Here is a 22236-nt window from a genome sequence, read left to right on the forward strand (position 1 = left end):
GATCGCAGCGGTCAGGGTGGTCTTGCCGTGGTCAACGTGACCGATGGTGCCAACGTTGACGTGCGGTTTGGTCCGTTCGAACTTTTCCTTAGCCATGATGAAAATGCCCTAAAAAGCTGATAGTCGAAAAAATTTTGGTGCCCATGGGCAGAATTGAACTGCCGACCTCTCCCTTACCAAGGGAGTGCTCTACCCCTGAGCTACATGGGCCAATAGACTTACTTTGGAGCGGGTGAAGGGAATCGAACCCTCGTCTTAAGCTTGGAAGGCTTCAGCTCTACCATTGAGCTACACCCGCAATTCCAACTAAAAACGCACGCCGCTAAAAAACTGGTGGAGGGAGAAGGATTCGAACCTTCGAAGGCAGAGCCGTCAGATTTACAGTCTGATCCCTTTGACCGCTCGGGAATCCCTCCGTTCAAGAGAGGCGCATTATGATCTCACGCCCCGATCTCGTCAACACTTTTCTGGCAAAAAATTTGGATATTTTTTCCAAAATCACATTAGTCATTGTTTTTACAACAAAAAAACCCGTCAACTTTCGTCAACGGGTTTTGACCAAACCGGCCACGGCGCAAACATCAAGCCGCTTTGCCAGAGATGATCAGGTATTTCTTCATCAGTTGATCTTCAGTTTCTTCGTGGTTCGGATCAAGCGGGATGCAATCAACCGGGCACACCTGCTGGCATTGCGGCTCATCATAGTGGCCCACGCACTGGGTACAGAGGTCAGGATCGATCTGATAGATTTCCTCACCCTGCGAGATGGCGTGGTTGGGGCATTCCGGCTCACAGACATCGCAATTGATGCATTCGTCGGTGATCATCAAAGACATAGTATTTTCCTCAAGTATTCACTGTTTGAATTGTGGCACTTCCCTTCCTCACTCGCAAGGAAGGGTTCAGGATTCGTCCGTCACGCGTCGCAGCAGGCCGTAATGCACCGCCCCGGCCTGTCCGCTGCGCATCAACTGCCAGCCATCCGGGATGGTCGGCCACTGACCGCACTCTATATAGATGCAGCCATCGGCGCGCACCCGCTCGGCCGCCAGCGGCAAGATGCGCGCCAGCAGTTCGGAAGCAAACGGCGGATCCAAAAAAATCACGTCAAAACTGTCACGGCAGTGCATCAGCCAGGCCAGGGCGTCGGCGCAGGTGACTTCCACCCGCGACATGCCCAGCTCACGCGCCTGATTGCGCAGCGATTGGGCGGCCGGCGCGGCTTTTTCCACCAGCATCACCCGCCGGGCGCCGCGCGACGCGGCCTCCAGGCCCATGGCGCCGCTGCCGGCAAAGGCGTCCAGCACGTCCAGACCATCCAGCGTCTGGCCCAGCCAGTTGAACACGGTTTCGCGCACGCGGTCTGGCGTCGGACGCAGGCCAGGCAGGTCCGGAAAGCTCAGCAGTCGCCGCCGCCACTCGCCCCCAATGATCCGCACTGTATTCTTGCCCGCCTTCGCCATGCCCACTCCTTGTGACTTCACCCTGAAACGCAACAGGGGGCAACATTATGCGCCCCCCGTGCCGAAGAAGAAACCTTCTTGCTCAAACAGCTGTATGGATGCCAGCCGGCTGACGGCGGGCTGATTCGGTCATGGCGCCGGCTTGGGCCCCACCCGCACCTGACTGAGCGCCGCCAGGCTCAAGCGGCGCTTCCAGGCGTCGCGCACTTGCGCCAGCGTCACCGCCGCCACCTTGTCCGGGTAGCGGTTCAGCCACTCATTGGGCAGATCGTACTGACCCAGCATCGACACATAGCCCATCAGCTTCAGATTGCTGTCCAGCCGCAGCGGAAAACCGCCAATGATATGGCGCTTGGCCTGGGCCAGTTCGTCTTCGCTCGGGCCCTCGGCAATAAACTGGGCGATGGTGTCTTCCACCACTTTCAGCGCAGTGTCCGCCTGGGCGTTGCGCGTGCTCAGGGCAATTTCAAACTCGCCGGCCTGCTCCATCGGGCTGAAATGACTGGACACGCCATAGGTCAGCCCACGCTTGTCGCGCACCTCTTTCATCAGCCGCGAATCAAAACCGCCGCCGCCCAGCACGTAGTTACCCACTAACAGGGGAAAATAATCCGGGTCGTCGCGCCGCAGCACCGGCATGCCCAGGAACAAATGGGTTTGTGTGCCGCTGTGCAACAGCTGCTCGCGCCCGCCCTGCGCTGGCGCAGACACCGGCGGAATCGGCTTGAGCGCGTCCGCGCCGGCCGGCAGGCGGGCGGTGAGCTGCTCGGCAATGCGTTCGGCGTCGGCGCGGCTGATGTCGCCCACCAGCGACACCACCGCGCGCCGGGCGGTGTAATGCGCGCGCCAGAAGCGCAGCACATCGTCGCGGCTGATGCGGCGCACGCTGTCGGCGTTGATGCGCGCCGACAAGGCGTAGGGATGCGCGCCATACATCAGGCGGCGCAAGGCGCGCTCGCCGCGCCCGGCCGGATCGTCCTCCGCCTCGCGCAGCGCGGTCAGCATCTGGGCTTTTTCTCGCGCCAGCAGCGCTGCCGGAAAGCTGGGCCGCGCCAGCATATCGGCCAACAAGGCCAGCGCCGGCTCGCGCTGCGCCGGGTCGGACAAGGTGCGCAAGCCAACCCCTGCGCGCTCGATATCACTGGAGCCGCTCAGTTGCGCGGCCAAGTCGGCCAGACGCGCCTTGATGGCTTCTTCGCTCAGCGCATCGGTGCCGGCGTCAAGCAAGGTCAGCGTCAGGTCAGAGACACCCGGCTTGTCGGCGCTGTCGCGACGATTGCCGGCATCAAAGTCCACCCGCACATCCAGCAAGGGATTGTCGTGGCTGGCAACAAACAGCACCTTGGCGCCGTGCGCCGTTTGCCAGCGTTGAATGTCCACCGCCTGCGCCGGCGTCAGCCAGCCCAAACTGATCAATAGCAGGGCAGCCCCTGCGCGCCAATTAGCGAACATGTGCGCCTCCTTCAGTCAAGGGCGCCGCTGGCGCCTGGCCGGGCGGCGTGGCCTGAGCGGCCAGCACGGCCACAGTCAGGCGGTCGTCAGTCAGATAACGGCGGGCGGCGGCCTGCACCTGCGCCGGCGTCACCGCGTCCAGCCGACGGTCGATTTCGGCGTCATCGCGCCAGGAAAACCCCAACGCCTCCAACTGGCCAATCTTCATGGCCTGACCAAACATCGAGTCTTTTTCATATACCCGCGCAGCTTTCAGCTGGGTGCGCACCCGCGCCAGCTCGGCTTCACTCACACCTTCGCGCGCCAGCTTGCCCACCTGGCTGCGCAGGGCGGCTTCCAGCTGGGCGGTGGTCTTGCCCTCGGCTGGCGTGGCGATCACGGTAAACAGGCTGGCGCCGCGCCCGCTCATGTCGTAGCTGGCGCCCACGCTGCTGGCCAGACGCTGTTCACGCACCAGGGTGCGCGGCAAACGCGAGGCGGCATGGCCATCCAGCACGGCGGCCAGCATATCCAATGCGTAAGGGTCGACTTCATCCAGCTTGCTCAGGCGCGGCGCCGGCCAGGCCAGCGCCACATAGCTTTGCTGGGCGGGCAGTTTCAGCGTCAGCCGGCGCTCGCCGTATGGGCTGGGCTCGGGCAACACCGCGCGCGCCGGCAGGGTGTGCGCCGGAATGCGGCCATAGTGCTGCTCGGCCAGCTGAAACACCGCCTTGGGATCGACATCGCCCACCACCACCAGGGTGGCGTTGTTCGGCGCGTACCAGCGTTCACGCCACTGGCGCAGGTCATCGGCGCGCATGCGCTCCAGGTCGGCCATCCAGCCGATCACTGGCTGGCGCGCCGGATTGGCGGTGATGGCCGCCGCGTACAGCTGCTCAAACAGCACGCCAGTGGGCTGGTCTTCGGTGCGCTGGCGGCGCTCTTCACGAATCACGCTGATCTCGCTGGCAAAATCCGCCTCGGCGATGTTCAAATGCGCCATGCGGTCTGCTTCCAGCGCCATCGCCTCGCCCAGGGTGTGGTTGGCCAGTTGCTGGAAATACACCGTGTAGTCGCGGCTGGTGAAGGCGTTTTCCTTGCCGCCCAGTGCGGCAATGCGGCGGGAGAACTCACCCGCAGGCACTTTCGGCGTCCCTTTGAACATCATGTGCTCCAGCGCGTGCGACACGCCGGTGATGCCGGACACTTCATCCACACTGCCCACCCGATACCACAGTTGCGACACGGCCACCGGCGCGCGGCGGTCTACCTTGACCACCACTTTCAGGCCATTGGCCAGCGTGGCTTCCTGTGGCGCATCGGCCCAGACCGGCGCGGCGCACAAGGCGGCGGACAGGCTCAACACCGCGCCCAAACGGAGGGATTGAGACATGGTTTTCCCGTTCTCCATGAAAACTTATTACAATCGCAGGCAAGATGCCGTCAGACTTGCGTCTGCACAGGTGCGCATCATGAACCAAACGCCGGGAAGTTGACACCCTGACACCATGTTTAGTTTCTTCAAGAAAAAACCCAAACCCGAAGACCTCGCTGCGCCGCAAGCCGCGGCCACGCCTATTGCCGAAGCCACTGCGCCGGTCAACCCAAGCAGCCCAAGCACGGCCGAGCCGCTCGCCCCAGCCGCGCCGGCGGTGATCCCTGCGCCAGCGCCTGCCGTAACGCCGGTCGAGCCAGAAGCGCCACGCAAGCAGAGCTGGACCGAACGGCTGAAAGCCGGCCTGTCGAAAACCCGCGACAAGCTGGGCAAATCGCTGGCCGGGCTGTTTGGCGGCGGCAAGATCGACGAAGACCTGTACGAAGAGCTGGAAACCGTGCTGCTGACCGCCGATATGGGCGTACCGGCCACCATGCACCTGCTCAAGGACGTGCGCGAGCGGGTCACTCTGCGCGGGCTGAAAGACGCCAGCGAACTCAAGCAGGCGCTGAAGGATTCGCTCACCGAGCTGATCGCCCCGCTGCAAATCCCGCTGGACACCAGCGGTCACCAGCCGTGCGTGATCATGCTGGCTGGCGTCAACGGCGCCGGCAAAACCACCTCGATCGGCAAGCTGGCCAAATACTTCCAGAGCCAGGGCAAGAGTGTGTTGCTGGCCGCCGGCGACACCTTCCGCGCCGCCGCGCGCGAACAGCTGATGGCCTGGGGCGAGCGCAATAATGTCACGGTGATCGCCCAGCAGGGCGGCGACTCTGCCGCGGTGTGCTACGACGCCATCCAGGCGGCGGTGGCGCGCAAGATCGACATCGTGCTGGCCGACACCGCCGGCCGCCTGCCCACACAATTGCACCTGATGGAAGAAATCCGCAAGGTCAAACGGGTGATCGACAAGGCGCTGCCAGGCGCGCCGCACGAGGTGATTCTGGTGCTGGACGCCAATATCGGCCAGAACGCGCTGACCCAGGTGAAAGCCTTTGACGACGCGCTGGGCCTCACCGGACTGATCCTCACCAAGCTGGACGGCACCGCCAAGGGCGGGGTGATTGCCGCCATCGCCCGCGAGCACCCAGTGCCGTTGCGCTTTATCGGCGTGGGCGAAGGGCTGGACGATCTGCGCCCCTTCCTGGCGCGCGACTATATCGACGCCCTGTTTGACTGAGCCGGCGCGGACATGACCATGATCCAATTCGACAACGTCACCAAACGCTATCCAGGCGGCATCGACGCCTTGAAAAACCTGTCGTTCAAGGTGGAAAAAGGCGAAATGGTGTTTCTGGCCGGCCACTCCGGCGCCGGCAAATCCACCCTGCTGCGGCTGGTGGCCGGCATCGACCGCGCCACCAGCGGCACGGTGCTGGTCAATAACCAGAATCTGGGCAAGCTGGGCGGCACGCAACTGTCGTTCATGCGCCAGCACATCGGTCTGGTGTTTCAGGATCATAAAATCCTGTTTGACCGCTCGGTATTCGACAATGTCATGCTGCCGCTGGACATCATCGGCTTCGAGCCGCGCGAGGCCGCCAAGCGCGTGCGCGCCGCGCTGGACAAGGTTGGCCTGCTCGACCGGGAAAAATCCAACCCCATCCGACTGTCCGGCGGCGAACAACAGCGCCTGTGCATCGCCCGCGCGGTGGTGCACCGCCCGTCCATCCTGTTGGCCGACGAACCGACCGGCAATCTGGACCGCGACTACGCCCATGACATCATGGAGCTGTTCCGCTCATTCAATCAGGTGGGCGTCACCGTGCTGGTGTCCGCCCACGATGAAATGCTGATGCACACCTATGGCCGACGCATCATCCGGCTTGCACAGGGACATCTGACCCCATGAAACATCTGCTCTACCTGCACGGCCGCGCCGCCCGCCAGGCGCTACGCACCCTGTTGCGCCAGCCGCTGGGCAGCCTGCTCAGCCTGTTCATGCTGGCCGTGGCCATCAGCCTGCCGCTGGGGCTTTATCTGACCGTGGCCAGCCTGGCCAGCTGGAGCAATGGCCTGGCCGCCTCGCCGCAGATCACCCTGTTCATGGAACTCAACGCCGACCGGGCCGACGTGGAAACCGTCAACCAGACGCTCAAGCAGCACGCACTGGTGCACTCGCATCGCTTTGTCAGCAAGGAAAGCGCGCTGAAAGACCTGATGGCGCGCAATGGCCTCGCCGAAGTCACCGACGGTCTGGCCGGCAACCCGCTGCCCGATGCGTTTATCGTCAGCCCCAAAGACACCGAACCCGAAGCACTGGAGCGGCTGCAAAAAGAACTGTCCGGCCTGCCGATGGTGGAAACCAGCCAATTTGACGCCGGCTGGGCGCGCAAGCTGCACAGCCTGCTCACTCTGGGCCACCAGTTGACCATCCTGCTGGGGGCGGCCTTGGGCATTGCCCTGGTGCTGGCCAGCTCCAACACCATCCGCCTGCAGATTCTGGCCCGGCGCAATGAAATCGAAGTGTCCAAACTGATTGGCGCCACCGATGGCTTTATCCGCCGGCCGTTCATGTATTTTGCCGTATTCCAGGGCATGCTGGCCGCGCTGGTGGCCTGGGGATTGAGCGCCTGGCTGATTGCCACCGCCAACCCGGCCGTGGCCGAGCTCGCCGCGCTCTACAACAACCATGCCACCCTGCGCCAGTTGGCGCCAGAAGAAGTCGCCGCCCTGCTGCTGGGGGTGGCCACCCTGGCCGCGCTGGGCGCCCGCCTGGCCACCGGCCATGTACTGCGCGAGATGGAACCTTCCTGAATCTGCCGGGTCTTGTTCGCCACCCATCCGGGCCCTGCGCCGTCCAACCCCGGACGGCGCAGCCAGTCAGCTCTCCCCGGACGGCGCAGCCAGTCAGCTCTCCCCGGACGGCGCAGCCAGTCAGCTCTGCCAGCGGCCATACCCTTGCCAGCCAAGGGGTTTTCCGCCACACGACCCGCTGATGCTGACAAAAGTCATCCCACCCTGGGCCGTCTGATTGAGGCATAGTGGCAGGCTATCAACACCATTGAAAAAATTTTTGCCGGAACTCGTTCGACACTTTGGCACTCTCAGACTGCGAGTGCTAAGATTGGCTGAACACAGGAGCTTGTCCACCTTATGAGCGCTACGTTTGCCTTGCCCATCCCGGCTGCCGCCGGCAGCCTTGAACAGTACATCCAGACTGTCAACAGCGTGCCGATGCTAAGCCAGGAGGAAGAAACCGAACTGGCCACCCGCCTGCACCAGCACAACGACCTGGACGCCGCCCGGCGTTTGGTGATGTCGCACCTGCGCGTGGTGGTGTCCGTCGCTCGCGGTTATTCTGGCTACGGCCTGCAACAAGCCGACCTGATTCAGGAAGGCAATATCGGCCTGATGAAAGCCGTGAAGCGTTTTGAACCGCAGCGCGGCGTGCGGCTGTTTTCGTTCGCCATCCACTGGATCAAGGCGGAAATTCACGAATTCATCCTGCGCAACTGGCGTCTGGTGCGCGTGGCCACCACCAAGCCGCAGCGCAAGCTGTTTTTCAACCTGCGTTCGATGAAATCCGGCTTTGCCGCGCTGAGCGACAAAGAAGCCCGCCAGATTGCCGAAGACCTTGGCGTGAAGCCAGAAGAAGTGCGCGAAATGGAAACCCGCATGAGCGGCCAGGACGTGGCGCTGATGGCGGACGATAACGACGACGAAGGCGGCTACGCGCCGATTGACTGGCTGGCCGACGCCGAAAACGAGCCCACCCGCCAGATCGAGAAAAAAGCCTTCGACCGCCTGCAACGCGAAGGCCTGGAACACGCGCTGTCCACGCTGGACGCCCGCAGCCGCCGCATTGTCGAATCGCGCTGGCTGGCCGACGACGGCGGCCTGACCCTGCACGATCTGGCAGCGGAATACGGCGTGTCGGCGGAACGGATTCGCCAGATTGAAGCCAAGGCGCTGCAGAAGATGAAGCAGGCGCTGGTGGTGGCGTAGCGGCAACACAGCGGAGATCGCCATGATTGACTTCGATGAGGCGATACGCATCGCCCAAGAGAATGTCGTAAAGCTGGTGAAGGGCGCCAAAAACCTGGTGCTGGAAGGTGCCCTGATCTCTGCAGACAACACGCGTTATGAAGTCACCATCAGCTATGAGCTTGAAGGAGACGATCCCCCTCCGGCCCCAGACAGCGCAAAAGACAACGCCGCCAATTTGATGGCGCTGATTGCCATCATGAAAAAGCGCAGAGAATGCAAAGTCTTCTTTGTGGACAGCCACAGCGGACAGTTCAGAGGTTTCAAGCGCAGCACTGAGGGATGATGTCTTGGGCAAGAAGAAGTTGATCATCGACACAAATCTTCTCCTTCTTCTTGTCATTGGCGCCGTAGAAGGTGGCCGGCATATACAAAACTCAAAGCGCCTGAATAAATTCACCCTCCAAGACTACGATGCCATTCTTGATGTGATGGCCAGCCACCAAGAAATATGCATCACCCACTACATTGCCACCGAAGTGTCCAACTTGATCGACCTGACCGGCTACGCGTCCAGACTTGCCTATGAAACAGCCAGAATCCTGTTCTCGCAATTCACACAGGTTCATTCCAACATTACGTCAGATTGCGCCCAAGACACATTTCTGGCGTATGGCCTCACCGATAGCTCACTGGTGAGACTGGCTGCTGATCACACCATACTCACAGACGACCAAAGGCTCTTTGGCGCATTATTCTCGGCCTGTGCGGAAAACATCCTTCCTTTTGAAGTGGTTCGAAAAGTACGCGAGTAAATAACAAGAAGCCCCCTACCCATGAAATGAGCAAGGGGCGTTCTCGTTCAAAAGCTACTCATTGCTGGCAGCCTCAAATACGGCGGGCGAACCTACCGTAAAAATGGTCAGAAGCGCCCCAGCCCGCTGCCAGGCGAAGCGGCAATTGGCTCGACCACTTCCTGCACAAGCTTCCATCTCGGGCCGACCCTGGCAACGATCATCTCCCTGCATGCATTGATCGGCATCTGGCATACGCCGTGGCTTCCAGCCGGCATTCAGCAATTTGATGCGCACCTTTGCGTAATCCTCCCCTTGCTTGAACTTTGGCATGCTCTCAGCCTGAGCCAGTGCTGACCCAGCAACCATCATAAGCGCACAAAGCCCCAAAGACAGACACCGCCATTTACCAAAAATAGACATACCAAAACTCCATATTAAATATTGAAGACCACCATTTTCCAGAAATGGGTCAGTACATTTCAACATAGGCTGCTGACAGGATGCGTCACTCACTCAAGAGCTGGCGCATAATTTTTCGACGAACGTATAGCATAGTAGAGCGCGTTATCTCACAGCAAGCACGCACCTGCAGAGCAGATCACACATACGCCAAACAGATTTAGCGACCATATTCAGCAGCCATGCTCAGCATCAGTACAAAAGCGCCAATCCACACTGCAAAATAAGCCATATTGTGTTTTAGCGCTTTGGCACGCTGAAACAGATACACGGGCACCAACCACACCCAACCCTTGAATTTTTCAGTATTCAATCCGCCTTCCTGCAGACGCTTTTCATCCCAGAACGACAAGCCAATGTTCAAGGCAATGGTCACATACCAGAACTTGTTATGCGCCATGGCCAACTCAACGAGATGGTCATTTCCATGATAAACAAACCCTGCCACCAGGCCTTCCAGAATAAAGCCCAGCACCGGGGCAAACGCCAGCACCCACACCAGCGTGTTATTGACATGCTCGCCAGTCAATGGTGGCGGCGCGCTGTCATCCAGATGCACACGTAGCTCGGTGTTTTCAATTTTCATCCAGTCAGGCATGCCCTTGCACCAGACGGCAGCGCCATGGGTGAGCTTTCCTTCTTTAATCAATGCGATGATTTGCGCCTCAGGCACACCACCTTTACGCTGTCCTTCGCTTTCGTAGAACCACTGTTTTTCTGACACAACTTGTACGGCTTTTTCCATGATGAAATCCTCAAAACCAAGATCAATCAAATTACCGACAGTCAGATGGCAGACTGCGGCACTTAGTAGGGATTTCAACACATTGAGCTGACAGGTAATGTCATAGACATGAAGATAATGAAAAACCAAAAAAACGGGCCGACAAGCGGCCCGTAGCAATGAAAAACCATTCAGTATTTAGCGGAACATCCATAAAGAAGGCGACACATGTGTGTGAGCGCACTGCCCCAGCAAGAAAAACCCAACATAACACCTTGATTCATTCAGCAGCCTCACTATTTACACATTCCTGCAACTGTTTACATCCAGCTTCATTCAATCTGACGAATTTTTCCCATGACATCTCTCGGCGATAGCGCAGTTCAAACTGCCGATCAACGCGGCAAATATCCGGTCGCTGATCATAGATACGGCATCCAGTATTGACTTCATCCAAATGCTGGCACACCCCATCGCCACGGTCCATCGCTGCGGTTTCTGGGAGTAAGTGAACACGGCGGCAGCATTCCATGCAGCGGTTGCATACAAATGCCTGACGTATCTCAGACATACTCACCCATTGCAGCCTGGCATTGAACCAGGTGCTCACGATCCTCGCTGAGGCGGCGCTGCGTCTCGTCTAAGCTGCCACGCAAGGCGTATAGTTTTTCTTTGATCTCTGCAAAGCTGGATTTGATATGCGTCTCAACCACAGTGCTCAGCGCTTGTGAGAACTCCCATGCGGTCTCTTCACCGAAAGCACGAATGGCCTGCTCACGGCGCTCTCGTTCCTGAGTTTCTCGTTTGATGTGCTCATTCAGATACTGTTGCTCAGGGTCGCCTACGAACGCAGAATACAGAGTGCTCCCAACTAGAAAAGCGATACTGATAACCGGAATGACTTTGCCGACAATCTGCTCGGCAACCTTACCCATGGTAGCTGGACCGATACCTTTGAACAGCGTAGGCAGCCACTCCTTACCAATTTTCATTGCACTAACCACATGCTCGGCATTCACCATACTGCCAGCCTGGCGTGCACCGAACTTGAGCAGAGTTAGATCGATACCAGACGGCGATGACGGCATCTGGTCGGAGTGCACAGACTCGGCCTCGAAGCCTGGCATAGCCCTGCGTATGTTGCCCTGTAACTGCACCTGAATATCCTGAATAACTTCACCAAGCATTTCAGAGGCATCCAGACCCAGGCGCTTGAGGGCATCTTCAAGTTCAGTACAGACTTGCTGATTGGCCTGGCTGATAAGTTGCTCGATCTTGCCTTGAGTACCCTCACCATCCTGATTCAGAGCGATGATTGTGCTTTTGCAAATATAAGCAGCCTTGGCTTCGATCAGCGATTTCAGGCCCTGCCGGATATCGATTTCTCGACGAGCAATTTCTGCGTAAAAGGCATCAAGGCGTTTGATCGAAGCCTGATCCTGTTGTTTGTCCAGCTCGATCACTGTCTCATCAATGAAACTGCGCAGTTCAGTCGCGACCCGTGCAACGATCTCCTGTTGTTGGACCGAAGCAAAGAAAGTGGACAACTCACTCTCAAACCTCGGAAAACCCGAGCTGTTCAACAGGTTCGGCTTGTTCTCCAATTTTGCCTTGAGTGCAGAACGGGCATTCACCTCGACAATCGGAATGTTGCCCAGTACTTGTCGATTACCTGCTTTTTGCTGAATGCGCTCACGGAGCTCGTTCTTGATTCGTGCCAGGTCGATCGGGTCAAAGCGGTTTTTGCAGTTAAGTACCAGAAAAATCTTCTTTCCTGCAAGAACCAACTCCAGTAGCACATTGAGGGTTTTTTCTTCCTCAACCACCCCAAGCGGATTGACCACGAAAATCACGATATCTGACTGAATCAGCTGTTCGCGGGTGATCTCCTCATGCTCAAGCGGGGCATCAATACCGGGGGTGTCGACCACTTCGAAATCCCCCCAACGATAACCCTGCACACGGGCCGTCTCGGGTACGTCAGCAACTGCAGCCAATTCTTGGCCGAGTAAAGCATTGATCAAAGTGCTTTTACCCGCGTTATAAACGCCATACACCATGATGGTTGCGCCAACCTGGGCTTTTTTAACACGGCTCAATTCGCGAATGCTGGCAACAGCGTTCGGATTGTAGGCTTCGCACAGGCCATCCACTTCGTCGTAAAGAGCCAGCAGTTTAGTCATCGGGCCTGGTTGTATCATTGTACGGTGCTCGTCTCAAGAGATTTGAGCGCTTGGCGCAGGCACTCCATTTCCCGGGTCAGCGCTTGGCAGTACTTAAGCATGGCATTCCGCAGGGGTTCGTAGATGCCTCGTACCTGTTCATTCAGATATTCAGGCACTGCATTAGCATAGTGCTCGATAGCAACCTGGCGTTGTTCTTCCAGATTATCTCCGACGACTACGTGGTGTTTTGTGTACCTAGCCTGAGCGCCTCGCCCGATCATATTGGCAGTACTACCCAGAGACGCCCCGATAAAGGCACCCATAGGGCCGCCGACCATAGCACCGGCGATAGCACCAAGTAGAGCGCCCCCCGCACCCCAGGCAGTCTTGGTGCCACGCTCAGTACCAGTCATATATTCCTTCTCGACCGTGACCTCCCGGTATTCCGGGATGGCTCCAAGACGGCTGGTGTCAAACGCACGCTGCAGCGAACTTTGCTGGGTTTCACCGATAGTTGTCATCGCCTCACCCGTCAGTTGGCAGATAACCTTACCCAACTGCTCGCGCAATGTGGCCTGCACATCGGCATGGTAAGAACCGTTGAACAGTTCATTGATGAAGCCACGCATCTGGGTAACGCCTTTCTGGCCCAATTTGCGCAGCTCTCGCTCTATCAACTGCTCCTGAGCCTGAATCTGCTGCTCAAACGATTCGGTCAGCTCTTTGATCAGGTTCAGATCGTTGCTGGTTTCTGCTACAGCCTTGCGCAGATTGTTGATCGGAGTGGTCAGTTTGAGCTTGAGGCCTTGGCTCTGAGAGAGGCTCTTGAGCGTCTGGAACAAGACACCCAGACCACTTTCCTCCAAGTGGGAAGGATGCCGTTCAGCAAAGCGGGTCGAAATGGGTAAGATGCGAACTTTTTCAGCGGTGTTCGCCCCCAGATTACGGATAACCTCGTCAATCTGCTTGTGCTGGTCAGCCGTAGGCTTCATCAACACTTCGGTTACAAGCTCACCGTTGTCGTCCTCATCTTCCTCGGTGATATCACTCCCCGTGAGCAAAATCATCAGTGACCGCTCATCAGTCAGCAATGTGTGAACTTCGTCCATATCCGACGCCCTTCCGGGAGCCTGAGAGGCCATGGTGTAGAGGATCAAATCCGCCTGATCAACATACTTGCGCGCAAGCTCTCCATTTGCAGCATTTGTCGAATGCAAACCAGGAGAATCAACCCAAGTGAACCCTGGCAACTTGAACCCCTGAATCGAACTAGTGGCCTCCGTCGCACCGATGCGGAACTGCTTTGAGCGGGAAGCCTCGCCCTCCTGATCGCCACTGGCAACATTGGTGCGTTCATGGGAGAAATACTCGGGTTTCAGGGTAACCTGATCTTTCAGTGGTGTAGTGGGTTCGCTATGCCCCCAGGCCACATAATTACCCAGCGAGCTTTTACCTGACTTGACCTTACCGTAAACAAACACCAACAGCGAGTCATTGAAACCTTCGCGAAACTCCGCGCCGTGCGAGCGCTTTTCCGCGCGGCCTTCCCAAACGTCGAACTGATCGGCCAAGCGCTGAACCAGTTGAACCGCCCCCATTTTGAGAGGGTTTTCCTCGCTGACTGTGGAGGCCATCTGTTCCGCATGCTGGCGCATCTGCTTTACAAAATCTATGCGCAGCACATCGAATTGCTGCTGAACCTGCGCAAATCTCTGTTTCTGGCTGGAAAACTGGCCCTGCAGCCCTTGAAAAACATGCATCAGCTCATCACGAGTCACTGTGCTCATTGTTCAATCACGCCTGGGTGAGAAGTTGATGTTTCAGTTCCTGCAATCGCTCGATGCGTGCCTGGGCAGACTGTACTTGAGCAAGCACGGCCTGGTTACTGGCCGCCGCATTGACAGGCGCGGTCACGGTTTCGAGCAGGTTAACCCCTTGCATGAACTGGCTGATTTGCCTCTCTGTCACTGCCGAGGAAGCCTGGAGAATAGCTTTCATGGTCTTGCCATAACTTGACGTTGAAGATTTCGTGCTGCGGATTTGCTGTTCAAGCTGATCTTCAGTAAATCCTTCCAGCGTCAAGGCGGTCATTTTGCTCAAACCTTGCACCACATTTTCATGTTCATCTGACGGAGAAACCAATGCCAAGGCAGCTACTCTGAGCTGAGCTTTGAGTTGTTCACGTTGCTCTCCTGCCAGCGCCTGGATACGAGCTTGCAGGCCCTCTCTATCGCGTTGGCGCTTGGCAGCCTGCTCTTGACGACGCCGCTCCCTATCACTATCGCTATCATCGTACGAGGAAGAGGAGCTATCGTCTGAAACAGCTTTGGCAACAACAGCTACGGCAGCGACTACCGCAGCGCCGATCAACCAGGGTAAAGGCATTTTAAATCTCCTTAAATTAAAGGCTATCGAGTTTTTCGCGGGTTTTCCGCATGTCGGATGTATGGGCTTCGAAGGTTCGTCGAGCGCCGTCAATCAACTCAACGAATGCTTTTGCTTTCATCACATAAGGCTGGGCTACCTGCTCAATCAGTTTGGTTTCCTGCGCGATTGCCGCGTCGATGTGCTCGCAGAGTTCCAGAGCACGTCGTTCCAGCCGCTTTTTCCGTGCTTCTTCTAACGAGGGCGAGCGAGTGAGGTTTTTCGAAAGCGTCTGTAGATACTGAGCCAATGGTGGAATCCCGCTCTTGATGCACAGCCCCTCTTTATTCTTCTCAACACCACTTTTAAAACGGGTATTTGATATGACAAAACATTTCGATTGGGCGCCGAGCCAGATCTGTGCCTGACGTTCAATTTCTTTCTGAACCTCCGCCAGGTCCGCATCTTGGAGCTTGTCCAGCTGGCTTATCACCAACACCACGCGTTCGCTAACATCCTCGCCAAAAGTATTCCGCAGTTGTTCAAGCAGAGCCACTTCCTCTTGGTCCAGCTCACCTGGAGGGGCATGAACGAAGAGCACGATATCAGCGACATCAAGGCCTTCGTTTGCTTGCTGCGAGTCATCTTTATCAATACCCAGGCCCGGAGTATCGACGAGCACGTAGTCGGCCAACTCCAACGCCTGATTGGCTCGGGTAGTGCGAATGACACCTGTTTCAAAATATTCGTCGCTGGCGTGTCCGCTTAGCATGTTGAGCAGAGAACTTTTTCCCGCTTTGACTAGACCCCAGGCAGCAATACGAGGTTTGCTCGGGGAGGTATCGTTGCGCTGCCTGGAGAGTTGCTGATACTCCGCCTCCAGCGCCTCAATCAGTTGTGTTTGATCCATAAATTTGTGTCTCCTTCTACACACTGTTCCTTGCAACGCATCATTTCGCTGCAAAACTTTACCCTTAGAATCAACAATGCTATGCAACTTAGAATTATGCAAATACACTTTTCATCGTCAACGAAGCTCCAGTAATCGCTTCAGCGCAGCCTGAAGCACGTTGGCCGGCTGGACGGTAAGAGAATGATGGCCACAACGCAGGCATGCAGCAGGCTCGCCCAGCAGCACATCGCCGATGGGGGTCACGATATGTCGCCAACCGCAAGCCGGGCACTGATAAAGCAACGGACGCGCAGCCACCGGCATGGTCACTTCTGCTCCAGGTAATCGCGCAGCACCGTCTCCAGGCGCTCGCGTAGCCAGGCTGGTTCAACAACACGAATGCGCGGCAGCCAGAACTGGGCCAGCGGCAGAATCTGGTCCACATGGCTGATCTGGCTGCTGACGATCAAGCCGCCACTTTCCAGCTCGCGCACCAGCTCCTGCTTGGGCAGCAGCTTGCGGCGACGGAAGTAGTAGGCAATTTCCGGGGCGATGCTGAGCAGGACTTCGGTTTTTTCTCGGCTGAACCAGATATCGTCTTCGTTTTCGATATTGGCCTGAATCGTGGCATCGGGGGTAAAGGTCTGCTCAGTCACGCTCAGTTGGCTGATCCGGCTGAAGGCAAACGCCTTGAGCTGGCCTTGCTCGGTGGCGGCCAGATACCAGATGCCGTTTTTGTTGATCAGCCGATAGGGGTGTAGTTCGCGGGGAGTGTCACGATAGGTCAGCCGGCAGATTCGTTGCCCGGTCACCGCTTCATTGAGCAGGTCAAAGCTTTTGTCGTGCGGTTTGAAGCGTTCATATTGATGACCATGCACCAAAAAACTGCCCTGACATAGGGTATCAAGCAAGGCCATCAGAAACTGCGGACTGGCGTCAGGAAACAAGTGATCCACCCCGGCTAGCTGGGCGAAGGATTGCAGGTCCTTGGGTTTGAGCTTGCCTCGGTACTGGCTCACCAACTGGTAACGCCCATCCGGCAGTTGTTCAACAATGCTGCCCAGGCGGTTCAGGTCGCGATAGATGGTGCGCTCAGTCACCTTGAACTCTGCAGCCAGTTCTTGCCGGCTGGGACGTTCGTCCAGATTGAGCTTGAGCAGGATTTCCGCCAGCCGGTTGGCCAGCATTTCGTGTTTGGGTGGATCAACTGACATGAAACAGTCCGCTTGGAAAAATCTGACATGTGAAGCAGTAAACCACAACGGACTGACAGGCTATGTCAGCACAATTTAGGTTTTTATCGCATCCGAGTATGATTTATATTGAATCATCGAGCAAGTCACCAACCCGTTGTCGTCAGCAATTGTCATTTATCACCAGGCTTGATCAGCCTTAGCCAGGGATAGCGCCACCCTGACAACAAAAAGCGCCGGATAGTCCGGCGCTGGGTCAAGGCTCAAGAGACGCCACAAGGCGCCACATTTAGAGTCGCTAACAAAACCCAGCGAAGCGGCCCTGGCTAGGCGTGTGACCGCAGACAGTACAAGCAGTACGGCAAGGTCACACAACAACGCCAGGGGGTTTTGTTAGCGGCTCTTATTCGGATTTCGGCTCCGGCGAACGGCTCGGCTTGTACTGACACGGCGCCGGCAGTTGCTTATGCCAGCGCGGGTCCACATCGCTGGCGCACACCCAGCGCACATCGCCATCCTCTTCCAGCCAGCCCTTGAGCAGCAGGCGCTGGCCGTCCAGATGGCGGCCGGTGTCCTGCAATTGCACCGACACGGTCAGCAGCCGGTCCTGGGCGCTGGCCTGCCAGCTGCCGGGCACAAAGTGGCTGCCTGCCGGCGCTTCGCCCAATGTGGCCATGGCCAGGCTGGCCGGCCACGGTTGGCCGCGCTGTTCGCGGCCGAGTTTTTCTGCCGCAGGCTTGATGGCCTCCAGCTGGTTGTACGCCTCGGTGGCGCGCTCGCGCACCTGCACATCCAGCCACGACGACAAGGCCACCGCGCCCAGCGCGCCGGCTACCAGCAACACCATCATCTGACCAATCAGGGTCAAGCCCTGTTGCGCCGGCGTTGCCCGCCGCGCCCTGAAAACCTGCTTCATGCCACTTTCCTGAAATAAATCGCCCACCGCGCAGGTTTGCCTGCCGCCGCCGGACTGCTTAGACTGCCTGTTTTACGTTCTGCCCCGGATTTGTCATGCCCAGCACTGATTGGCTCAGCCGCAGCACCCGCGCCGTCTGGCACCCCTGCACGCAAATGCAGCGCCACGAAACCTTTCCGCTGATTCCCATCGCCCGTGGCGAAGGGGTGTGGCTGATCGACTTTGACGGCAAGCGTTATCTGGACGCAGTCAGCTCGTGGTGGGTCAATCTGTTTGGCCACGCCAACCCGCGCATCAACGCCGCGCTGATCGACCAGCTGGGCCGGCTGGAGCATGTGATGCTGGCCGGCTTTACCCACCAGCCGGTGGTGGAGTTGTCCGAGCGGCTGGCCGCCCTGTCCGGGCTGGGCCATGCATTTTACGGCTCGGACGGCGCCAGCGCGACGGAAATCGCGCTGAAAATGAGTTTTCAGTACTGGCAGCAAAGCGGCGCCCCACAAAAAAGCCGCTTTATCCATCTGGAACACAGCTACCACGGCGAAACCCTGGGCGCGCTGGCGGTCACCGACGTGCCACTGTTCCGCCAGACCTATGCCCCACTGCTGAACGCCGCGCTGACCGCGCCCAGCCCCGATGCGCGGCTGGCCGGCCCCGGCGAAACCGCCGAAACCGTCGCCCGCCGCGCCGCCGCCGGGCTGGAAGCGCTATTGCAGCAACACGCTGGCGAGGTGGCGGCGCTGATTATCGAGCCGCTGGTGCAAGGCGCCGCCGGCATGGCCATGCACCATCCGCTGTACCTGGCCGAGGCGCGCCGGCTGTGCAGCCAATATGGCGCGCACCTGATCGCTGACGAAATCGCCGTCGGCTTTGGCCGCACCGGCACGCTGTTCGCCTGCGAGCAGGCCGGCGTGCGCCCGGACTTTTTGTGTTTGTCCAAGGGCATCACCGGCGGCTACCTGCCGCTGTCCTGCGTGCTGACCACCGATGAGGTGTATGCGGCGTTTTACCACCCGGACATCCGTCGCGGCTTCTTGCATTCGCACAGCTACACCGGCAATGCGCTGGCCTGCCGCGCCGCGCTGGCGGTGCTGGACATCTTTGCCGAAGACGACGTGCTGGCGCAAAACCGCGCCAAGGCCGCCGCCTTTGCCCCGCTGCTCGCACCGCTGCAAGCGCACCCGGCGGTGCGTCACTTCCGCCAGCAGGGCATGATCTGGGCGTTTGACGTGGCCACCACGCGCAGCGACTTTGCCCTGGCGTTTTTCAGCGCCATGCTGGAGCAAGGCTGCTTGCTGCGCCCGATTGGCCAGACGGTGTATTTCATGCCGCCGTATGTGATTGAGGCAGAACAGATGGCACAACTGGTGAACGCCACCTTGCGCACACTGGATGCGCTGGTGGGCGATGGCGACGCTCAGGCAGGCGAACAAGAGCCAGCTGTGCCGTGAGCCGCGCCCGGCACGGTTAATCCATCAAACATGGACGCGCCGTCCACCCCAAAGGCGGGGCTAAGACTGGCCGTCGGGCGGAGGTGGGGTGTCCTGGCGCAAATCTGCGTCAAACGCCGCTTCCAGCCGCCAGGTGGCCAGGGAAATTTCCTTGAGAAAACACACCAGGCTGGCAATCAGCGACAGCATGCCGCAGACAAACAGCGCAGCAATCAGCGGCGACAGCTCGCTGCCCAACTCCACACCAATGAACAGCAAGGAAATCACCACACAAATCAGTAAAGCGCACAGTGTGCTGTAGCGAATGGCAAAGTGAATCAGCCGCGAACGCCGTTGCAGCAGCGCCATCTCGGCCCGATGCGGGATGATCTGTTCAGCCGGCAGGCTGCGCAACTGGCGATAGCGATCGACAATCCGCCCCAGCCGGTTGACCAGCACGCCCAGCAGTGAACCAACCCCGGTCAGCAAAAACACCGGGGCAACGGATTGTTGAATGGCGTGAGCCAGGGTAGGGATGGCAGAGGTCAGCTCCATGCAAGCTCCGTGGCGCAGGGCGCCATCATGACAGCGCAAAAGCATAGCGGGCGCGGCGTTGGCAAACAAGCGCCGAAAACGGCCATCCCCGTCAGCACACGCGGCGCGCGCAAGCCTCCCCTCAGCCTGCGCCAGCTTTGTATAATGGCGCACCGCAATTTTCAGGAATGGCCTTATGCAGTCCGTCATCCACGCCAGCCAGCGCATTGTCGTCAAGGTCGGCTCCAGTCTGGTCACCAACGATGGCAAGGGCCTGGACCACGCCGCGCTGTCGCGCTGGGCCAGCGAAATCGCCGACCTGACCCGCCGGGGCAAGCAAGTGGTGCTGGTGTCGTCCGGCGCGATTGCCGAAGGACTGCAACGGCTGGGCTGGGCGACCCGACCCAAGGCGGTGCACGAATTGCAAGCCGCCGCCGCCGTTGGCCAGATGGGGCTGGTGCAGGCGTATGAAACCGCGTTTCGCGCCGAAGGCCTGAAAACCGCCCAGGTGCTGCTCACCCACGAAGACCTGGCCGACCGCACCCGCTATCTGAACGCCCGCTCGACGCTGATCACCCTGCTCAAGCTGAATGTGGTGCCGATCATCAACGAAAACGACACGGTGGCCACCAGCGAAATCCGCTTTGGCGACAACGACACCCTGGGCGCACTCGTCACCAATTTGATTGAAGCCGACGCGCTGATCATCCTTACCGACCAGCAAGGCTTGTACACCGCCGATCCGCGCAAGCACGCCGACGCCGAGTTTGTGCACGAGGCGCAGGCGGGCGACCCGCGTCTGGAAGACATGGCCGGCGGCGCCGGCAGCTCAGTGGGCACGGGCGGCATGATCACCAAGATCATCGCCGCCAAGCGCGCCGCGCGCAGCGGCGCCGCCACGGTGATTGCCTGCGGGCGCGAAGCCAATGTGCTGTCGCGGCTGGCTGACGGCGAGGCGATTGGCACCCAGCTGATTGCCGCCGACACCCCGCTGCTGGCGCGCAAACAATGGCTGGCCGATCATCTGCAACTGGCCGGCCGCCTGGTGCTGGACGAAGGCGCCGCCCATGCCGTCGTGCACAAAGGCACCAGCCTGCTGCCGATTGGCGTGGTGGCGGTGGAAGGAGAGTTCCTGCGCGGCGAAGCGCTGGCCTGCGTCGATCCGCAAGGCCACGAAGTGGCGCGCGGGCTGGTCAACTACAGCTCGGACGAAACCCGGCTGATCATGCGCCACGCCACCCGTGAGATCGAATCCATTCTGGGCTATATGGGCGAACCGGAGCTGATTCACCGGGATAATATGGTCAGCGTGTAGCAGCGCTTAACGTCGCTCACAAAACTCAGCGCGGAGGTCCTGGCCAGGCGCGTGGCCGCAGACAGCGCCAGCAGCCTCACCACGCCATAAGAGTTTTGTGAGCGACACTCAGGAGCACCGCGTTTATCCCTTACCCGGCGTCCTCGTCCAAGCCAACAGCCAACTCGGCCTGCAATGCTTCAATGCTTGGCAATTGATCGCGCAGCGCCTCTGGCAGCGTATGTGACAGCGCATAAGTGGCCAGACCCAAAGGCTTTTGGATATCGGATAAGGCATATTCCGCCACCAGCCTATCCTTGCTCTTGCACAACAAAAGCCCGATGGTGGGCGCATCCTGTTCACCGCGTAGCTGCTGGTCTACGGCCTTCAAATAAAAATTGAGCTTACCGGCAAACTCTGGCTCAAAATCCACGGTTTTCAGCTCAACCACCACATAGCAATGCAAACGGGCGTGATAGAACAGCAGATCGAGAAAAAACTCACGCTCGCCCACTTGCAGCGGCACTTGCCGGCCCATGTAAGCAAAGCCAGCGCCCAGCTCCAACAGAAATTGCGTGATATGGTCAATCAGCGCCCGCTCCAGCTCGCGCTCGGTATGCTCTGGCGTCAGCGAGAGAAAGTCGAACAGATACGGGTCTTTCAGCAACTGTGTCGCCAAATCTGACTGCGACGGCGGCAAGGTCTGGGCAAAGTTGGTGATAGCCTGTCCTTCACGCTGCCACAAGCCGCTTTCGATCTGGTGAGTCAACACTGCGCGACTCCAGCCATGCGCCTGGGTTTGCTGCACGTAGTACCAGGCTTCAGCGTGGCTGCGACACTTACTCACGACAGTCACGTGATGCCACCACGGAATGGCGAATAATTGCGAAGCAGGCTGCTTCGCAATTGACGGGGCATGGCTCCAAAAGCTGTGCCAGCGCCGAATGTGCTCCAGATTGCGCTTGGAAAACCCTTTCACACCAGGAAAAGCCTGCATCAAATCACGGCTCAGTTTTTCCAGAAAACCACTGCCCCAGGCATGATGCGCCTGCTTGGCGACAATCTCGGCGCCCAACTCCCAGTAAAACTGCAACAATGCCGTGTTCACCGACACTGCCGCCTTGAGCTGCACGCGCCGAAAGCGGGTTTTCAGATCAGCCAGCCAGCTTCGATAATCCGGTGACGCCGAAATATCCAGATCCATGCTGCGCGCCT

General features: G+C 58.7%; 24 protein-coding genes and 3 tRNA genes. 8 read left to right on the plus strand and 19 right to left on the minus strand.

Annotation, left to right across the window (positions count from 1 at the left end):
- The 8 genes from DFR34_RS17850 to DFR34_RS05835 all read right to left on the minus strand — a co-directional run.
- The coding region (locus DFR34_RS17850) for a GTP-binding protein (protein ID WP_039011239.1) at window positions 1-96 on the minus strand (96 nt) is incomplete at its 3' end.
- 39 nt (window positions 97-135) lie between these two features.
- Window positions 136-210, minus strand: a tRNA-Thr gene (locus tag DFR34_RS05805).
- 14 nt (window positions 211-224) lie between these two features.
- Window positions 225-298: transfer RNA gene (locus DFR34_RS05810), tRNA-Gly, on the minus strand.
- 33 nt (window positions 299-331) lie between these two features.
- Window positions 332-416, minus strand: a tRNA-Tyr gene (locus DFR34_RS05815).
- Between the two features lie 165 nt (window positions 417-581).
- Complete coding sequence (locus tag DFR34_RS05820; RefSeq protein ID WP_110390212.1) at window positions 582-836, minus strand: YfhL family 4Fe-4S dicluster ferredoxin; 255 nt, start codon at window positions 834-836, stop codon at window positions 582-584.
- 66 nt (window positions 837-902) lie between these two features.
- Window positions 903-1463, minus strand: coding sequence for a 16S rRNA (guanine(966)-N(2))-methyltransferase RsmD (gene rsmD, locus DFR34_RS05825; RefSeq protein ID WP_110390213.1), 561 nt, complete (start codon window positions 1461-1463; stop codon window positions 903-905).
- A 129-nt stretch (window positions 1464-1592) separates the two neighbouring features.
- Window positions 1593-2915, minus strand: a complete 1323-nt coding sequence (locus DFR34_RS05830; RefSeq protein ID WP_110390214.1) for a M16 family metallopeptidase — start codon at window positions 2913-2915, stop codon at window positions 1593-1595.
- Complete coding sequence (locus DFR34_RS05835) at window positions 2905-4287, minus strand: M16 family metallopeptidase (RefSeq protein WP_110390284.1); 1383 nt, start codon at window positions 4285-4287, stop codon at window positions 2905-2907. The genes DFR34_RS05830 and DFR34_RS05835 overlap by 11 nt, the downstream gene beginning before the upstream one ends.
- A 115-nt stretch (window positions 4288-4402) precedes the next feature.
- Here DFR34_RS05835 and ftsY point away from each other — a divergent pair, with 115 nt between their 5' ends.
- From ftsY to DFR34_RS05865, 6 genes are all read left to right on the plus strand, one after another.
- A complete protein-coding gene (gene ftsY / locus DFR34_RS05840; protein ID WP_110390215.1) occupies window positions 4403-5509 on the plus strand; it encodes a signal recognition particle-docking protein FtsY in 1107 nt (368 codons plus the stop codon).
- 18 nt (window positions 5510-5527) lie between these two features.
- Entirely contained in the window at window positions 5528-6181 is a 654-nt protein-coding gene (gene ftsE, locus DFR34_RS05845; RefSeq protein WP_110390285.1) for a cell division ATP-binding protein FtsE, read from the plus strand.
- Window positions 6178-7086 (plus strand): permease-like cell division protein FtsX, encoded by a 909-nt coding sequence (gene ftsX / locus DFR34_RS05850; protein ID WP_110390216.1) that lies wholly within the window; start codon window positions 6178-6180, stop codon window positions 7084-7086. The genes ftsE and ftsX overlap by 4 nt, the downstream gene beginning before the upstream one ends.
- Window positions 7087-7425: 339 nt before the next feature.
- Entirely contained in the window at window positions 7426-8277 is an 852-nt protein-coding gene (rpoH, locus tag DFR34_RS05855) for an RNA polymerase sigma factor RpoH (protein ID WP_110390217.1), read from the plus strand.
- A 22-nt stretch (window positions 8278-8299) separates the two neighbouring features.
- Window positions 8300-8602, plus strand: coding sequence for a hypothetical protein (locus DFR34_RS05860; protein WP_110390218.1), 303 nt, complete (start codon window positions 8300-8302; stop codon window positions 8600-8602).
- 4 nt (window positions 8603-8606) lie between these two features.
- On the plus strand, window positions 8607-9071 hold the full coding sequence (locus DFR34_RS05865; RefSeq protein WP_110390219.1) for a PIN domain-containing protein: 465 nt from the start codon (window positions 8607-8609) through the stop codon (window positions 9069-9071).
- Between the two features lie 54 nt (window positions 9072-9125).
- Here the strand turns inward: DFR34_RS05865 and DFR34_RS16785 are convergent, their stop codons facing one another.
- The 9 genes from DFR34_RS16785 to DFR34_RS05905 all read right to left on the minus strand — a co-directional run bounded on the left by DFR34_RS16785 (window position 9126) and on the right by DFR34_RS05905 (window position 17766).
- A complete protein-coding gene (locus tag DFR34_RS16785) occupies window positions 9126-9473 on the minus strand; it encodes a hypothetical protein (protein WP_146215061.1) in 348 nt (115 codons plus the stop codon).
- 199 nt (window positions 9474-9672) lie between these two features.
- Window positions 9673-10257, minus strand: a complete 585-nt coding sequence (locus DFR34_RS05870) for a DUF4339 domain-containing protein (RefSeq protein WP_110390286.1) — start codon at window positions 10255-10257, stop codon at window positions 9673-9675.
- Window positions 10258-10516: 259 nt separating this feature from the next.
- Window positions 10517-10723, minus strand: coding sequence for a YkgJ family cysteine cluster protein (locus DFR34_RS05875; protein WP_211309301.1), 207 nt, complete (start codon window positions 10721-10723; stop codon window positions 10517-10519).
- A 76-nt stretch (window positions 10724-10799) separates the two neighbouring features.
- The gene (locus tag DFR34_RS05880; protein WP_211309302.1) at window positions 10800-12419 is read right to left on the minus strand and encodes a dynamin family protein; all 1620 of its coding nucleotides are present in this window, start codon (window positions 12417-12419) and stop codon (window positions 10800-10802) included.
- A gap of 14 nt (window positions 12420-12433) precedes the next feature.
- Window positions 12434-14188 (minus strand): dynamin family protein, encoded by a 1755-nt coding sequence (locus DFR34_RS05885; RefSeq protein WP_110390222.1) that lies wholly within the window; start codon window positions 14186-14188, stop codon window positions 12434-12436.
- A 7-nt stretch (window positions 14189-14195) separates the two neighbouring features.
- Window positions 14196-14786 carry a hypothetical protein gene (locus DFR34_RS16790; RefSeq protein ID WP_146215062.1) on the minus strand — a complete coding sequence of 197 codons (591 nt, stop codon included), beginning with the start codon at window positions 14784-14786 and terminating at the stop codon, window positions 14196-14198.
- A 16-nt stretch (window positions 14787-14802) separates the two neighbouring features.
- Window positions 14803-15675, minus strand: a complete 873-nt coding sequence (locus DFR34_RS05895; protein ID WP_110390224.1) for a GTPase — start codon at window positions 15673-15675, stop codon at window positions 14803-14805.
- A gap of 308 nt (window positions 15676-15983) precedes the next feature.
- Complete coding sequence (locus DFR34_RS05900) at window positions 15984-16871, minus strand: helix-turn-helix transcriptional regulator (protein WP_110390225.1); 888 nt, start codon at window positions 16869-16871, stop codon at window positions 15984-15986.
- A 382-nt stretch (window positions 16872-17253) separates the two neighbouring features.
- Window positions 17254-17766, minus strand: a complete 513-nt coding sequence (locus tag DFR34_RS05905; protein ID WP_146215063.1) for a pilin — start codon at window positions 17764-17766, stop codon at window positions 17254-17256.
- A 95-nt stretch (window positions 17767-17861) separates the two neighbouring features.
- On the opposite strand from DFR34_RS05905, the gene bioA reads away from it, so the two are divergent.
- Window positions 17862-19214, plus strand: a complete 1353-nt coding sequence (bioA, locus tag DFR34_RS05910) for an adenosylmethionine--8-amino-7-oxononanoate transaminase (protein WP_110390227.1) — start codon at window positions 17862-17864, stop codon at window positions 19212-19214.
- 60 nt (window positions 19215-19274) lie between these two features.
- On the opposite strand, the gene DFR34_RS05915 is transcribed toward bioA, so the two are convergent.
- A complete protein-coding gene (locus DFR34_RS05915) occupies window positions 19275-19748 on the minus strand; it encodes a DUF2721 domain-containing protein (RefSeq protein WP_110390228.1) in 474 nt (157 codons plus the stop codon).
- A 175-nt stretch (window positions 19749-19923) separates the two neighbouring features.
- Here DFR34_RS05915 and proB point away from each other — a divergent pair, with 175 nt between their 5' ends.
- A complete protein-coding gene (gene proB, locus DFR34_RS05920; protein ID WP_110390229.1) occupies window positions 19924-21042 on the plus strand; it encodes a glutamate 5-kinase in 1119 nt (372 codons plus the stop codon).
- Between the two features lie 130 nt (window positions 21043-21172).
- Here the strand turns inward: proB and DFR34_RS05925 are convergent, their stop codons facing one another.
- Window positions 21173-22225 carry a PDDEXK nuclease domain-containing protein gene (locus tag DFR34_RS05925; protein ID WP_110390230.1) on the minus strand — a complete coding sequence of 351 codons (1053 nt, stop codon included), beginning with the start codon at window positions 22223-22225 and terminating at the stop codon, window positions 21173-21175.
- Window positions 22226-22236 lie beyond the last annotated feature (11 nt).

The sequence above is a fragment of the Rivihabitans pingtungensis genome (assembly GCF_003201855.1).
Lineage (GTDB): Bacteria > Pseudomonadota > Gammaproteobacteria > Burkholderiales > Aquaspirillaceae > Rivihabitans > Rivihabitans pingtungensis.